General features: G+C 32.2%; 15 protein-coding genes. 14 read left to right on the top strand and 1 reads right to left on the bottom strand.

The genetic code is table 11. The features are described from left to right. Positions 1-10 precede the first annotated feature (10 nt). The 10 genes from AC1RO3_RS05305 (at position 11) to holA (ending at position 10,410) form a co-directional block, all read left to right on the top strand. Positions 11-784: an inositol monophosphatase family protein gene (locus tag AC1RO3_RS05305; protein WP_481761701.1), complete on the top strand. Its 774-nt coding sequence runs from the start codon at positions 11-13 to the stop codon at positions 782-784. 165 nt (positions 785-949) lie between these two features. Next, positions 950-2,797 carry a translational GTPase TypA gene (gene typA / locus AC1RO3_RS05300; protein WP_481761702.1) on the top strand — a complete coding sequence of 616 codons (1,848 nt, stop codon included), beginning with the start codon at positions 950-952 and terminating at the stop codon, positions 2,795-2,797. A 397-nt stretch (positions 2,798-3,194) separates the two neighbouring features. Continuing rightward, positions 3,195-4,373 carry an FtsW/RodA/SpoVE family cell cycle protein gene (locus AC1RO3_RS05295; protein ID WP_481761703.1) on the top strand — a complete coding sequence of 393 codons (1,179 nt, stop codon included), beginning with the start codon at positions 3,195-3,197 and terminating at the stop codon, positions 4,371-4,373. Positions 4,374-4,391: 18 nt separating this feature from the next. Further along, positions 4,392-4,718 (top strand): YlbG family protein, encoded by a 327-nt coding sequence (locus AC1RO3_RS05290; protein ID WP_481761704.1) that lies wholly within the window; start codon positions 4,392-4,394, stop codon positions 4,716-4,718. A 5-nt stretch (positions 4,719-4,723) separates the two neighbouring features. Continuing rightward, positions 4,724-5,275, top strand: coding sequence for a 16S rRNA (guanine(966)-N(2))-methyltransferase RsmD (gene rsmD, locus AC1RO3_RS05285; protein WP_481761705.1), 552 nt, complete (start codon positions 4,724-4,726; stop codon positions 5,273-5,275). A gap of 1 nt (position 5,276) precedes the next feature. After that, the gene (gene coaD / locus AC1RO3_RS05280) at positions 5,277-5,774 is read left to right on the top strand and encodes a pantetheine-phosphate adenylyltransferase (RefSeq protein ID WP_481761706.1); all 498 of its coding nucleotides are present in this window, start codon (positions 5,277-5,279) and stop codon (positions 5,772-5,774) included. A gap of 241 nt (positions 5,775-6,015) precedes the next feature. After that, positions 6,016-6,570: a helix-hairpin-helix domain-containing protein gene (locus AC1RO3_RS05275; protein ID WP_481762189.1), complete on the top strand. Its 555-nt coding sequence runs from the start codon at positions 6,016-6,018 to the stop codon at positions 6,568-6,570. Positions 6,571-6,629: 59 nt separating this feature from the next. Further along, entirely contained in the window at positions 6,630-7,109 is a 480-nt protein-coding gene (locus tag AC1RO3_RS05270; RefSeq protein ID WP_409022402.1) for a ComE operon protein 2, read from the top strand. 251 nt (positions 7,110-7,360) lie between these two features. Next, a complete protein-coding gene (locus AC1RO3_RS05265; RefSeq protein ID WP_481761708.1) occupies positions 7,361-9,379 on the top strand; it encodes a DNA internalization-related competence protein ComEC/Rec2 in 2,019 nt (672 codons plus the stop codon). A gap of 5 nt (positions 9,380-9,384) precedes the next feature. Next, complete coding sequence (holA, locus tag AC1RO3_RS05260; protein ID WP_481761709.1) at positions 9,385-10,410, top strand: DNA polymerase III subunit delta; 1,026 nt, start codon at positions 9,385-9,387, stop codon at positions 10,408-10,410. 51 nt (positions 10,411-10,461) lie between these two features. Here holA and rpsT read toward each other — a convergent pair whose 3' ends face one another. Then, positions 10,462-10,716 (bottom strand): 30S ribosomal protein S20, encoded by a 255-nt coding sequence (gene rpsT, locus AC1RO3_RS05255; protein ID WP_409022404.1) that lies wholly within the window; start codon positions 10,714-10,716, stop codon positions 10,462-10,464. 281 nt (positions 10,717-10,997) lie between these two features. On the opposite strand from rpsT, the gene rpsO reads away from it, so the two are divergent. From rpsO to AC1RO3_RS05235, 4 genes are all read left to right on the top strand, one after another. Further along, complete coding sequence (rpsO, locus tag AC1RO3_RS05250) at positions 10,998-11,267, top strand: 30S ribosomal protein S15 (protein ID WP_409022405.1); 270 nt, start codon at positions 10,998-11,000, stop codon at positions 11,265-11,267. A 147-nt stretch (positions 11,268-11,414) separates the two neighbouring features. Beyond that, positions 11,415-12,464, top strand: coding sequence for an aspartate-semialdehyde dehydrogenase (locus AC1RO3_RS05245; RefSeq protein ID WP_481761710.1), 1,050 nt, complete (start codon positions 11,415-11,417; stop codon positions 12,462-12,464). Between the two features lie 23 nt (positions 12,465-12,487). Continuing rightward, complete coding sequence (gene dapA, locus AC1RO3_RS05240; RefSeq protein ID WP_481761711.1) at positions 12,488-13,357, top strand: 4-hydroxy-tetrahydrodipicolinate synthase; 870 nt, start codon at positions 12,488-12,490, stop codon at positions 13,355-13,357. A 20-nt stretch (positions 13,358-13,377) separates the two neighbouring features. After that, positions 13,378-15,105: a ribonuclease J gene (locus tag AC1RO3_RS05235; RefSeq protein WP_409022408.1), complete on the top strand. Its 1,728-nt coding sequence runs from the start codon at positions 13,378-13,380 to the stop codon at positions 15,103-15,105. Positions 15,106-15,144: the final 39 nt, after the last annotated feature.

Raw genomic sequence — 15,144 nt, 5'->3', positions numbered from 1 at the left:
AGGTTATGATTTGAATATTGATGAGGTTAATTATCAGGTTAAAAGTTGGCTGACAGAGGCACGTGAAAATATTATTCATGCATTTGGAAATCCATTGTCTGTTGAAACAAAAAGTAGTCGAGTTGATCTTGTAACTAATATGGATAAACAGACTGAAAAATTTTTAGTAAACAAAATTCGTACCTTTGATCCGAAAGCCAAAATTTTAGGTGAAGAAGGTTTTGGGGATGATGTAACAAATTTAGATGGTACTGTTTGGATTGTTGATCCAATTGATGGCACAATGAATTTTGTCAAACAGAAAGATCATTTCGCGATTATGATTGGTATTTATGAAAACGGTATTGGAAAATTGGGATTCATTATGGATGTAATGAATAATGTTTTATATTCTGGTGGGCCAGATAGGGGCGTCTTTGCCAACGATAAAAAACTTGAAAAGCCTGAAAATATAGCACTTAAGGATGGCTTGCTAGGTTGTAGCTCACCTATGTTAATGATGGACTATAAGCATTTACAATCAATTGTTCAACATAGTTCAGGTGCTAGGGTTTATGGAAGTGCCGGTATTGAGTTTGTTCACATATTACGTGGACAAGAAATTGGTTATGTTTCTCACTTAAAACCATGGGATTTTGCAGCCGGTAAAATATTGGCGGAAACTCTTGGTATCACCGTGAAAACAATTGACGGGTTAGAGCTCGATATGTTACAATCAGCAGATGTATTAATAGCAACGGAAAACGCACAAGAGGACATTTTAAAACTACTAAATAGTTTTTAGTAGAATCGCGTTGTGGCTGTGACTAACAAGTCGCAGTTTTTTTATGCGATTTATTTATGAAAAAGTATGAAAACTTTTAGTAAGTGTGTTAATTGTCTGCTATAATAGTGAACTGTAGTTATTATTCGTAAAAATATTAAGGCTCCAACGAAAGGAAGAACAAACTTGAAAACAAGAGATGACATTCGTAACATTGCGATTATCGCCCATGTCGATCACGGTAAGACGACATTAGTTAATGAATTATTAAAACAATCAGATACATTGGATGGCCATTCAGAAATTAGTGACCGTGCCATGGATACAAATGATATTGAAAAAGAACGTGGTATTACAATTTTATCAAAAAATACTGCTGTTAGAGTTGGCGACAAACAAATTAACATTTTAGATACACCTGGACATGCCGATTTCGGTGGTGAAGTAGAACGTATCATGAAAATGGTTGATGGTGTTTTACTTGTCGTTGATGCTTTTGAAGGAACAATGCCTCAAACACGTTTTGTTTTGAAAAAAGCTTTAGAACAACAATTAGTACCAATCGTTGTTATTAACAAAATTGATCGTATGGGTGCTCGTCCACAAGAAGTTGTTGATGAAGTTCTTGATTTGTTTATTGAATTAGGTGCTGATGAAGCACAACTTGATTTCCCTGTTATTTATGCTAGTGCATACAATGGTACATCAAGTATGGATCCAGATATCGAAACTCAAAAACATTCTATGGATGACGTTTTTGAAACAATTATAAATACAATTCCTGCACCAGTTGATAACAGTGACGAACCATTACAATTCCAAGTTTCAATGTTGGATTATAATGAATATGTTGGTCGTGTTGGTATTGGTCGTGTGTTCCGTGGAAAAATTGCTGTTGGTGATCAAGTTTCTGTTATTAAACTTGACGGCTCAGTTCAAAACTTCCGTGTTTCAAAACTTTTTGGTTTCTTCGGTTTAGATCGTGTTGAAATTAATGAAGCTAAAGCCGGTGATTTAATTGCAGTTTCAGGGATGGATGACATCTTCGTTGGTGAAACTGTAACACCAAGTGATCATCAAGAAGCATTACCATTAATGCGTATTGATCCACCTACACTACAAATGACATTCAGAACGAATGATTCACCATTTGTTGGACAAGATGGTAAAAACATTACTGCTCGAAAGATGGAAGATCGTCTTAAATTACAATTGCATACTGATGTTTCATTGAAAATTGAAGATACAGATTCTCCAGATGCTTGGGTTGTTTCAGGTCGTGGAGAATTACATTTATCAATCTTAATTGAAACTTTACGTCGCGAAGACTATGAAATTCAAGTTTCACGTCCAGAAGTTATCTACCGTGAATTCGAAGGCAAGATGCAAGAACCATTTGAAAGCGTCCAAATCGATACACCTGATGAATATTCTGGTGGTGTTATTGATACAATGGCTCAACGTAAGGGTGAAATGATTAACATGGAGACCGGTAATAACGGCCAAACTCGTTTAACTTTCTCAGCTCCTACTCGTGGTTTAATTGGATATGATTCACAATTCCTTTCAATGACTCGTGGATACGGTATCTTAAATCATACTTTCTCTGAATACAAACCAGTTATCCGTAACTGGGAACCTGGTCGTCGTAATGGCGCATTAGTTTCTATTAATTCAGGAAAAGCTACAACATATTCAATTATGAGTATTGAAGAACGTGGAACAATTTATGTAACACCTACTACTGATATTTATGAAGGAATGGTTGTTGGACAAAGTAGCCGTGAACGTGATATTTCTGTAAATATTACTAAAGGAAAAGCTATGAGTAATGTTCGTTCTTCTAATAAAGATCAAACAGCCTCAATCAAGAAACCAACTATTCTTACTCTTGAAGAATCATTGGAATTCTTGAACACGGATGAATTATTAGAAATCACACCAAATAATTTACGCTTACGTAAACGTATCTTAGATACAAATATGCGTGAAAAAGCTCAAAAACAACATAAAACAGATTCAAAAAAAGGTTAATTTAAAAAGAGTTGAAAATGATTAAGTTCATTTTCAACTCTTTTTTTTAATCATGATAAATAGTAATATGGTATACTATTAGGAGTCACGAGAGAATAAAATCGATGAAAAACAACATTTCTAAAGAAAATGTGATGGTCACTTTGCAAGAAAATGTAGATAAAATAAATAAATTTATCTGGAAACAGCGAAATACATTTTACTAGCTTGGTTATGTTACATTTTAAGAAGTAGTTGATACTTAATTGTTCGTTTTTCTCGTGAAGTAGATTTTGTGTTGGAGTGTGCTCTGTTTGAAGAAAAAACTGAAAAGAAGCAGATAAAGAATCTTGAAGTAACTTCGAATAGACACTTTAGTACTAAATTTGAAAAAATGAAGAAATAAGTTGGATTAAAAATGCAAATTTTAAAAAGAATAACACAAAAATTACAATATCTTGATTATTTTATTTTTATACCGTATATCATATTATCCGGAATTGGTGTGGTCATGGTTTATTCTGCTAGTTCATATAAGGTTCAAATGGCGGGTGGCGATCCAACGACATATTTAAAAAAACAATTGCTTTTTGCCATTTTAGGATTGCTAGTTGCTTTCCTTATATATTCAATGAAGGTTAATTTTTTTAAAAGTTCTGGATTTATAATATTATTTGGTGCAGTGTCCATTCTGCTACTTTTATACGTAGTACTTAGCGGTAAAACAGTTAATGGTGCAGCAGGATGGATTAACTTTGGCTCTTTTAACATTCAGCCCGCAGAAATCAGCAAGATTTTTTTAGTCTTGTTTATGGCGCAACAAGTTGCATTCCGTGAAAATAAAGAATTAAGTTATGAGGGTAGAAATAAACGTCGTTTTATCTATGCGATTGCAGTAGCCTTACCACTCATTTTAATTTTGGTTGAACCAGATGTGGGTGGGTTTATTATTAATTTTAGTGCAGTATTAATCATTATTTTGGCTAGTGGGTATTCAATTGGAATAACTTCTTTAATTTCTGTTGGTGGCATGGGTACTTTAATGATATTATTATCAAAATTAAAATCTGTTTCTCCAGATTCTGGTGGTCCATTAGCATATATGGCTAAAAGATTTAGTGGATTCAATGATCCGTTTAAATATCAGCAATCAACTGGACAACAGCTGGTAAATTCATATTATGCATTAAGTAATGGTGGTATTTTTGGTGCAGGACTAGGAAATAGCATCCAAAAACGAGGCTATCTACCAGAACCGTATACTGATTTTATATTAGCAATTACAGGTGAAGAACTTGGATTATTGATGGTATTTTTTATTTTAATATTACTTTTCAGTATGATTGGACGAATTATCTTTATTGGTTCTAAAAGTAAAGAAACTTTCCATTCACTTTGTTGTTATGGAATTGCGACGTTTATGACAGTGCAGACTGTATTTAATGTTGGTGGTATATCAGGTGTTTTACCAATAACAGGTGTAACATTTCCATTTCTTAGTTATGGCGGATCAAGTATGCTTATCTTGAGTTTCTGTGTAGGCTTAGTTTTAAATATATCAGCTTTAAGAAAAAAGGAATTACTAAATAATAAATAAAAAGGGGGTCATAATCAAATGCTTGACGAAGAAAATGGGACTAAGTTAGTTATACAAAAAAGACAAGGTGTCATTGTGTTTTTATACCATATGAAGCAAATTAAGCAGTTGAAACGATTCGGTATTATTCAATATATTTCAAAAAAAATGAAATATGTTGTCATTTATATGAATCAAGAAGACCTACCCGAGACGATTAAGAAAATTCAAAATTTAAAATTTGTTAAAAAGACAGAAGTATCGCATCGCCCTGATATTGATATGGACTTTGGGTCTCGAATGGGTGAAAAAGCATTTAAATTAACAGATGAAGATCAAGAAAAATTTAAAAATAAAAGTGAGTAAAGTATATGAGAATAATTTCAGGTGAATATGGCGGAAGAAAATTAAAAGCAGTTCCGGGTATGGCAACAAGACCTACAACGGATAAAGTTAAGGAATCAGTGTTTAATATTATTGGTCCTTATTTTGATGGCGGTAAATCGTTAGATTTATTTGCAGGTAGCGGAGGGTTAAGTATCGAAGCTGTTTCTAGAGGAATCTCGCATGCTTTTCTAATTGATAGACAGTATCAAGCAATTAAAACAATTAATGATAATATTGCTATCACAAAGGAAGAAGATAAGTTTACGGTCTATAAGCAAGATGCCGATAAAGCAATTGGACTATTAAAAGGTAAAGAAACATTTGATCTTGTTTTTTTAGACCCACCTTATAAGACCCAAGAAATAATTGATACGATAAAAAAAATAGATAGCAGCGAGTTGTTAAATAATCAAGCTTTAATTATTTGTGAAACAGATCAATATGCTAACTTACCTGATGATATTTCTGGATTCAGGCTATTTAGGAGACAAAATTATGGAATTACACAGGTAACGATTTATCAAAAGGAGAACTAAAATGAATGCAGTTTTTCCGGGAAGTTTCGATCCATTAACTAATGGACACTTAGATATTATTGTTCGATCAAGCCAAATTTTTGATAAAGTTATTGTCGCAGTTATGACTAATACTAAAAAGAAGTCATTGTTTACAGCTGATGAAAAGGTAGATTTGATTAGTGAAGCTACCTTTTCATTAGCAAATGTAGAAGTAGTTAGTGTTGAATCAGATTTAACGATTAACTTAATGCACCAATTAGATGCTAAAATAATTATTCGTAGTGTTAGAAATAATAGGGATTTTGAATATGAAAAAGATATTGCATTGATGAACAAAGAGTTAGATGAAACAGTGGAAACTGTATTGATGCTTGCTAATCCTAAATACGCACATATTTCCTCAAGTTTAATGAAAGAAATATTTAAATTTGATGGAGATATTTCAAATATGGTACCTAATCATATAAAAGTAGCTATGATTAAAAAATGTCATGAAGTAATTAGTAAGGAAGATTAACTTAAATAAAATGAATCATCATTAAAATACGTGATAATGATTTAAGGAAAAAAACGAATTTCATTTTAAATGAAATTCGTTTTTTTGCGTATTTAAATATAAGAGGGAGGTGGATAAGATGGATCAAATAAAAAAAATTTGAATTGAATATCGAAAAATTATCATTATTTGTGTGGTATCTGTAATAGCATTGACCATTTTTTCAATAGTTACACAACATAAAAGTAGCAAAACAGATGATATGTTAGTTAATAGTATTACTAGTACGTCGTCTAGCTCGGAAAAAAATATATCAAGCCATTTAGAAACCTCAAATGGTGGGAAAATCGTTGTGGATATCAAAGGAAATATAAAAAAACCAGGTATATACACAATGAAAACAGGAATGAGAATTAGTCAGGTAATCGATTTAGCTGAGGGATTTTTATCTAACGCTGATCAGAAACAGATTAATTTAGCTCAAAAAGTAACAGATGAGATGGTTATATATGTTCCGGCAAAAGGGGAAGTAAAAGAAAATAAAGTAGCAGCTACTACTGCCCAAGGATCTTCTGTTATGGATGCAGGGTCTACTACAGGAACTCAGGATAAATCGAATGATGAATCAACGGTTAATTTAAACACCGCAACGAAAGAACAACTGCAAGGGTTGACTGGAATTGGACCAAAAAAAGCAGAACAAATTTTACAATATAGAGAAGAACATCAATCGTTTAAAACTACGGATGAATTAAAAGAAGTTGGCGGCATCGGTGATAAAACATATGAAAGTCTAAAGGACTCATTAGCGGTCTAACTTTTTTTAAAGATTTATTTTTGATATACTATAAAAAAATGAAAGAAGGAAATACCTAAATGCCTGATAATAGAATTCCTTGGGATCAATATTTTATGACGCAAGCTGCATTACTATCATTAAGAAGTACATGTGAAAGATTATCTGTTGGTGCGATACTTGTTAGAGATAAACGGATTATTGCAGGCGGATATAACGGCGCTGTTTCAGGGGATGTACATTGTATAGATGAAGGTTGCTACCTTGTAGACGGACATTGTGTACGAACGATTCATGCAGAAATGAATGCAGTTTTACAGTGTGCAAAGTTTGGCTCAGCGACAGATAATTCAGAAATTTATGTGACAGATTTTCCTTGTTTACAGTGTACAAAAATGCTACTTCAATCCGGCGTGAAAAAAATATATTATTTACGTAATTATCATAATGATGATTATGCCATATCACTATTAGAAAGAAATAATGTTATTTTTGAGCAAGTAAAAGTTGATAAAAATTATATTGAAGAAATTGTTCTGAATAAAATATTTTCAGAATAAAATCAGTTGAAGCAGTTGATCTATTTTTTGCGACGTTAGTTATTGGAATAACAAGTTTATATGTTGTAAATTACAATCCTATTTGGATTATTTTCGCTATCGTTATTTTTATACGAATTATTACGTTAAAACGTTCGATAACTTTTTATATTTGTTGTGTCTGTATTTTAATTTTTGGTATTTATTTTTACAGTAATGCGAAGGAAAGCCAGAAGCAAGTTGTAGTTGAAAAAGAGGTACAAAATGTTAATGTGAAAATTTACCCTGATGATTATTCAATCAATGGTGATTTGGTTAGTTTTGATGGACAAATAATTTCTAATTCACAAAAAATTCGAGGATTTTATAACTGTAAGTCACAAAATGAACTCAATAAGATTAAACATAATAAACACACTAAAATTATAAACGTTGATGCTAAGCTACAAAAAATTAAATCAGCGACAAATGAAAACGAGTTTGATTATCAAAGTTTTATGCGAACTAAATCAATTTACAATAGTATGACTATTATAAAAGTTAATAATAGTGAAAAAAATGTCATGAATTTATCGCTTGAATCCGTGATAAGTAAGTTACATGAATTACGAGCAGAATTAAAAAGTTATTTTAATTCTTTATCCAATCCGTTAGATAAATTTTTGAATGCTTTGGTAATTGGTGATAAGACTCAGGAATTCAATCAGGATTTAGCCTCTATAAGACAATTAGGATTAATTCATTTATTCTGTTTATCGGGTTTACATGTATATTATTTTGTGATGTTAATAAGAACGTTAGGAAATAGACTATTAATCCCACGTGAGACAGTAGCCAAAGGATTACTTTTTTTACTTCCATGCTATTTAGTTATTGCAGGGGAATCTAGTAGTTTACGACGTGCAATTTTTATGTGTATGGTTCAACTTATTTGTGAACTAATTGATAAACCTGTCCAAGGGATTACGGTTTGGTGTTTCGCTTTGTTAATAGGATTGGTGATTGAACCACAAGTACTGTTCACATTTGGCGGTCAGTTGAGCTATCTAATGTCATTACTACTAATCTTTATGGAGAATAAAGGTACTTTTGAATCAGGTATTTGGCTAAACTTATTTAGTTTGCCATTTATTTTTTTCAACGTTTATCAGTGGAATGTTCTATCAATTGTACTTAGTATTTTTATTATTCCTATTTTTGAATTCTTAATCCTACCAATTGTAATTTTTGGAGGAATGGTTGGGATTCATTTTAAGGTTGTTATGGATGGGATAAATACTGTATTAAAAACGTTTATTTATTTTTTTGATGAACTAGCACGTTTACCATTAACGATAACGTTTGGTAAACCCAGTTTAAATATGTGCATGCTATTTTTCATGTGCACCTTAACATGTTTTTTACATCCTTCGTGTATTAAAAGATGGGCAATATTAGTTAGTTTCTATGTTATGGTATTTCTATGGATCCATTTTCCAATTCGGCAAGAAGTCGTTTTTTTTGACATTGGTCAAGGGGATTCAACATTGATAAGAAAGCCGTTTAATAGGCAAATTACATTAGTAGATACAGGCGGTAAAGTTCATTTTAAGATGGATAGCTGGCGAACTAGAAAGGAGTATCAAACTTCTGGTGAAAAAATTATTACTAATTATTTATTAAGCAAAGGAATCAGTCATATAGACTATTTATATTTGACGCATCAAGATGCAGATCATATAGGTAATTTTCCGTCTATATTAACCAAAATAGACGTCGATAGAATGATTGTTCCATCTGGAATGGAACAACTGCCACAATTCATTAAAAAAATAGAATCTACTCGACCGCCTAAAATGGTGATACCTATGACAGATAATAGTAAAAAACAGGATGCTGAATTGATGATTCTACATCCTTTTAATCAAGGTATAGGAAAAAACGAAGATTCTCTTGTTTTATTTGGAACAATCGGGAAATATAGCTATCTTATTACTGGCGATTTGGACCGAGCTGGTGAAAAAAAGGTTATTCAAAAATATCCCAATTTACAAATATCAATTCTTAAAACAGGTCATCATGGCAGTAAAACTGCGACTGATCCAATATTTATTGATCAAATAAAACCGAAGTTAGCGGTGATTTCTGCTGGTAAGAATAATAGATATGGCCACCCACATCAAGAAACATTAGATACTTTGAAAAAATATCGAATACCGTTTGTTAGTACAGCAGAGCATGGTATGATAAGAATCAGCAAGTTTCAAAATTATAAAGAAAAATTAGAAGTTTTTAACAATGAAAAGAGCTGATAAATATGAATTCACAGGCAATAATTTCAACGTTATCTCTTGAAAATGTGAAGCCAGTAAATCTTGTCTTAGGTAATGAGACTTATTTAATGGAAGATGTAAAAAAAGCATTTACTGAGTTGATACCTGAAGAAGAGAGAACGATGAATTTAGGTAAATATGATATGGAGGAGGTTCCGTTGGCTAAAGCATTAGATGATGCGATGTCTGTTCCTTTTTTTGGTGATAAGCGCTTAATTTTTATTCAAAATCCTTTTTTTCTAACGTCAGACACTAAAAAAAGAAAAATTGAACACGATATTGATGGTCTTTTATCTTATTTAGCTCATCCGGAACCAACAAGTATTGTAGTTATATTTGCGCCTTATAAAGAATTAGATGGTCGTAAAAAGATTAGTAAGATGCTTAAAAAATTTAGTCTAGTTATTGATAATCAACCGTTAAATGAGCGTGCAACGCGACAGTTTATAGCCCAAGAGATGGCTAACAAATCATTTGAAATAGATGAAAACGCTTTGGAATTATTTCTAGAAAGAACCAATACAGAATTATCAACAATCATGAATGAATTGCCAAAGTTATTTTTGTATAATTTTGAAACCCACCGAATTACATTATCATCTGTTGAAAATTTAGTTTCTAAAACTTTAGAACAAAATATATTTGATTTAGTAGATGTTGTTATTTCAAATAATATTGAAAAATCAGTAACGTTGTATCATGATTTAATTTTACAAAATGAAGAGCCAATTAAGATAAATGCAATATTATTGGGACAATTTAGATTATTATTACAAGTGAAAATTTTGCAAGATAAAGGTTACTCACAAGGAGATTTAGCTAGTGTTTTAAAAGTGCATCCTTATCGAATTAAGTTGGCACTTCAAAAGATAAAGAAATTTAATAGAAGTGATTTGAGGAAAATTTATTTAGCGTTAATTGATTTAGAAAAAGCAATGAAGACGACACAACAAGATCAAGAAGGATTATTCTCATTATTTATGCTTCAAATTAATCGTATAGATGTATAAAATAAAAAATACCCAGTAGATTATTAATCTACTGGGTATTTTTCTGAAAACTTATTTAGCGTAACGAGCAGCCATACGAGACTTATCACGAGCAGCTTTGTTTTCTTTGATCAAACCTTTAGAATGTGCTTTGTCGATTGCAGTAATAGCAGCTTTGTATAAAGCATCTACATTATCGGCACCAGCAGTCTTAGCTTGTTCAAACTTCTTTACAGCAGTACGCATTGTGCTTAATTGAGCAGCATTTTTAACGTTTGCTTTTTCATTCGTTTTTACACGTTTAATTGCAGATTGAATAATTGGCATTTAAGTCACCTCCACTTATCATGATCACCTTATTGGTTCTCAACAAATATTTCAACAACCATTATTATACCTAACCAAATTAGTTAATGCAATGAAAACTTGTAAAGGATTTTTACTTGATAGTAATAATTAGATAAGAGAAGTTATAAAAAACTTGCAATATACTCTAAATTTTAGTAAGGTTAGATTTGTTCCAAGTAACCTTTAACTTAGTTTGTTGACGTCTCACCGACGACTTACTCGGTTTTAGGCATTTAGATTCAGAAAGGTGGGAAACACTAATGGCAATTACAAATGAAAAGAAAACAGAAATTATGAACGAATATGCTCGTCAAGAAGGCGATACAGGTTCTGCTGAAGTACAAATCGCTGTACTTACTGCAGATATCGTTGAATTGAATGCACATATCGGCGTTCATAAAAAAGATTTCGCTTCACAACGTGGTTTGATGAAGAAAATCGGACATCGTCGTAACCTTTTAGCATATTTACGTAACAAAGATATTCAACGTTACCGTGAATTGATCCAACGCTTAGGTCTTCGTCGTTAAAACTAAAAGCAAAACTCTTAATAAGAGTTTTGCTTTTTTTATTTTTAAAATTTAAGATATGTCTACTATAAGTGAGTTAAATGTAAAACGTTCATAAATTTTATGGTATAATTGAGATTCAAATAAAGAAAAAGAAGGTTTTTTTCAATGGACGGATATAGAGTTGCGGTTGTCGGTGCTACAGGCGCTGTTGGAACACGAATGATTCAAATGCTAGAAGAAACAAGTTTACCCATCAATAGTATTAAATATTTGGCATCTAAACGTTCTGCAGGACAAGTATTAAAATTTAAAGGTCAGGATGTTATCGTAGAAGAAACAACATCTGATTCTTTTGAGAATGTTGATTTGGCTCTATTTTCTGCTGGCGGTAGTGTATCTAAAAAGTTTGCACCTGAAGCAATTAAACGTGGTGCAGTTGTTGTAGACAACACTAGTGCGTTTAGAATGGATCCTGATGTCCCACTAGTAGTTCCTGAAGTTAATGAACAGGCACTTTATGAACACAAAGGACTAATTGCTAACCCAAATTGTTCAACTATCCAAATGGTAGTTGCACTAGAACCAATTCGTAAAAATTACGGTTTAAAGAAGGTTGTTGTTACAACAATGCAAGCTGTTAGTGGTGCTGGAAACTTAGCTATTCAAGAATTAAAAGATGAAACACAAGCTTATCTTGATGGCGAAGAGATGGAAGCAAAGATTTTACCAGCTTCTGGTGATAAAAAGCATTATCCAATTGCATTTAATCCACTACCACAAATTGATGTTTTTGAAGACACAGGTTATACACATGAAGAATGGAAAATGATTCATGAAACGAAGAAAATAATGTCTAATCAAGATATTCAAGTTACTGCAACATGTGTACGTGTACCAGTTGTTGTTAGCCATTCGGAATCTGTTTGGTTTGAAGTTGAAAGTCATGATGCTTCTGTTAAACAAATTCAAAATATTCTTGCAGATGCACCCGGTGTGGTTTTACAAGATAATCCGGAACAACAGATATATCCACAAGCAATTAATGCCACTGGTAAGAAAGATACATTTGTTGGTCGTGTTAGAGCTGATTTAGAACAGGATAATGCCTTCCAATTATGGGTCGTTTCGGATAATTTGTTAAAAGGTGCTGCATGGAATTCAGTTCAAATTGCTGAAAAATTGCATGAATTAGATTTATTAAGAGTTCCAAAGTAAAAAGAAAGGAGTGAATTAAGCGAATGTTTGAAAATGTAGATATAATGACAGCTATGGTCACACCATTTAATGATCAGAATCAAGTGGATGAAGATCGCTTAATTAAATTAATTGAACATTTAATTTTAACAGGTTCAAAAGGTATCCTGGTTAATGGTACTACGGGCGAATCGCCTACGTTGAATCATTCTGAAAAATTAAATTTGATTAAAAAAACAGTGGCAATAGTTAATGGTAGAGTTCCAATTATGGCTGGTACAGGATCAAATAATACTATGGAGACAATTGATTTTACCAATGAGGTAGCCGCTATTACTGGTGTGGACGCAGCTTTAGTTGTTGTGCCATACTATAATAAGCCTAATCAAAAAGGTATGATTGCTCATTTTGAAGCAGTTGCAAATGCTTCGAAATTGCCTATTTTCATTTATAATATTCCGGGTCGTACAGGCGTAACTATGACTGTTGAAACAATTGTTAAGTTATCTAATAATAATCATATTATTGGTATTAAAGATTGTACAGGTAGTGAAAATTTAAGTCGTATTGTTGAACAAACGCCAGATGATTTCTTGGTGTATACTGGTGAAGATACGGATAGTTTGACTGCAAAAATCTTAGGAGCAAGTGGTGTTATTTCTGTTGCAAGCCATATATTTGGTATTGAAATGACTAAAATGTATCAAGCTGTACAAGATGGAAATATTAAGCTTGCAGGAGATATTCAAAGAGAGTTGACGCCAAAAATGGCTGCACTTTTTTCTCTTCCATCTCCTGGACCAGCTAAAGCAGCTTTAAATTACAAGGGTATCTTAGTAGGTGGGTGTCGTTTACCAATAGAGGCATTAACTGACAATGAAATAAATCAACTAGTGAAAATACTAAAAATATAAAATATGTAAGAGGTGAAGTAATGAGTAAAGTTAAAATAATTCCACTTGGTGGCGTTCGAGAAAATGGTAAAAATATGTATGTCGTTGAAGTGGATGATGATCTATTTATTTTTGATTCTGGATTAATGTATCCAGAAAATGGCTTATTAGGGATTGATATTGTAATTCCTGATTTTAGTTATTTGAGAGAAAATAAAGAACGAATTGTAGGTGTTTTCTTAACACATGGGCATGCAGATGCAATTGGTGCATTACCATACTTTGTGAGTGAATTTGATGTGCCTGTTTTTGGATCAGAATTAACAATTGCATTAGCAAAAATTAATATTGAAAATGATCCTAAGGCAAGTAAATTTTCTGATTTTCACGTTGTTAATGATCAGACTGAGATTGATTTTGGTAAAACGACAATTTCATTCTTTAAAACGACCCATTCAATTCCTGAATCATTAGGAATCGTTTTAGGTACTGATGAAGGGCAGATTGTTTATACAGGTGATTTTAAGTTCGATCAAGCTGCGGCACCAGTTTACCAAACAGATTTTGGACGTTTAGCTGAGATTGGTAAGAATGGTGTTTTAGCGTTATTAAGTGATTCAGCTAATGCTGAGAACCCATTCCCAACAGTCAATGAAAGTGCAATTGACGAATACATTAATGAAACATTTGAATATCAAAAAGGTCGTATTATTGTTGCCTGTGTGGCATCAAATATATTACGAGTACAACAGATACTAAATGCTGCAAAGGAAAGTCATCGAAAGGTTATATTAACAGGACACGATGTTGAAAAAATCGTTAAAACAGCTATGGATTTGAAGAAATTAGTTCTTCCTGATGAAAATTTAATTGTTCCAATGAGTGATATTAGCAAATATGACGATGATCAACTAATTATATTGGAAACAGGTAAAATGGGTGAACCTTTAAAATCATTACAGCGAATGGCTTTAAATCAACATTCAACTGTTAATATTCATGAAGGAGATCTTGTTTTCATTACGACAACAACGTCAAAAGCTATGGAAACTAATGTGGCAAAGACAAGAGATCTCATTTACCGAGCAGGAGCTGATGTGAAAGCAATTTCTGATGAATTAAATTCTTCAGGTCATGCTGGTCAAAATGATTTACAACTAATGATCAATTTAATGAAACCAAAATACCTGGTTCCAATTCAAGGTGAATATCGATTACTTGCGGCACATGCTGATTTAGCACATACATTAGGAATGCCATATGATCATATCTTTATTACTGGTAAGGGTGATGTTTTAAGTTATTCTGAAGGAAAAATGAATTTAGGATCGCAAGTTGAAGCAGGAAATACCATGATTGATGGTATTGGTGTTGGTGATATTGGAAATATTGTACTGAGAGATCGTAAAATACTTTCTGAAGATGGTATTTTTATTGCAGTCGTCACAATTGATCGTAAAAAGAAAAAAATCATAAACAAGCCTAAAATTACATCAAGAGGATTTGTTTATACAAAAACGAGCCTTGATTTAATTGAAAAGAGTGCTGAAATTGTGTCAGAAACAGTACAAGATAATTTGAACAATAAAGAATTTGATTGGGGACATTTAAAACAAGATGTTCGTGAAAAAATGAGTCATTTCCTATATGAACAAACAAAACGACGTCCAGTTATTTTACCTGTTATTATGGAAATTAATCAGTATCATAGAAAATCAACAAAGTCTAAAGAAGTTAAACCGGCGGAAACAAAAAATAACGAAAAATAATCAAAAAGGGATAACACAAATGTTGTTATCCCTTTTTTT

This window comes from Dellaglioa sp. CoH-57-MRSF-19 (genome assembly GCF_056781975.1).
The sequence above is the reverse complement of the archived record's forward strand: the minus strand, read 5'-3'. Positions and strand labels throughout refer to the sequence as shown.

Excerpts from the sequence above, each read along its gene's own strand:
- AC1RO3_RS05295 (WP_481761703.1), top strand. The coding sequence starts at position 3,195 with ATGCAAATTTTAAAAAGAATAACACAAAAATTACAATATCTTGATTAT.
- AC1RO3_RS05290 (WP_481761704.1), top strand. The coding sequence starts at position 4,392 with ATGCTTGACGAAGAAAATGGGACTAAGTTAGTTATACAAAAAAGACAA.
- rsmD (WP_481761705.1), top strand. The coding sequence starts at position 4,724 with ATGAGAATAATTTCAGGTGAATATGGCGGAAGAAAATTAAAAGCAGTT.
- coaD (WP_481761706.1), top strand. The coding sequence starts at position 5,277 with ATGAATGCAGTTTTTCCGGGAAGTTTCGATCCATTAACTAATGGACAC.
- AC1RO3_RS05275 (WP_481762189.1), top strand. The coding sequence starts at position 6,016 with ATGTTAGTTAATAGTATTACTAGTACGTCGTCTAGCTCGGAAAAAAAT.
- AC1RO3_RS05270 (WP_409022402.1), top strand. The coding sequence starts at position 6,630 with ATGCCTGATAATAGAATTCCTTGGGATCAATATTTTATGACGCAAGCT.
- holA (WP_481761709.1), top strand. The coding sequence starts at position 9,385 with ATGAATTCACAGGCAATAATTTCAACGTTATCTCTTGAAAATGTGAAG.
- rpsT (WP_409022404.1), bottom strand. The coding sequence starts at position 10,716 with ATGCCAATTATTCAATCTGCAATTAAACGTGTAAAAACGAATGAAAAA.
- rpsO (WP_409022405.1), top strand. The coding sequence starts at position 10,998 with ATGGCAATTACAAATGAAAAGAAAACAGAAATTATGAACGAATATGCT.
- AC1RO3_RS05245 (WP_481761710.1), top strand. The coding sequence starts at position 11,415 with ATGGACGGATATAGAGTTGCGGTTGTCGGTGCTACAGGCGCTGTTGGA.
- dapA (WP_481761711.1), top strand. The coding sequence starts at position 12,488 with ATGTTTGAAAATGTAGATATAATGACAGCTATGGTCACACCATTTAAT.
- AC1RO3_RS05235 (WP_409022408.1), top strand. The coding sequence starts at position 13,378 with ATGAGTAAAGTTAAAATAATTCCACTTGGTGGCGTTCGAGAAAATGGT.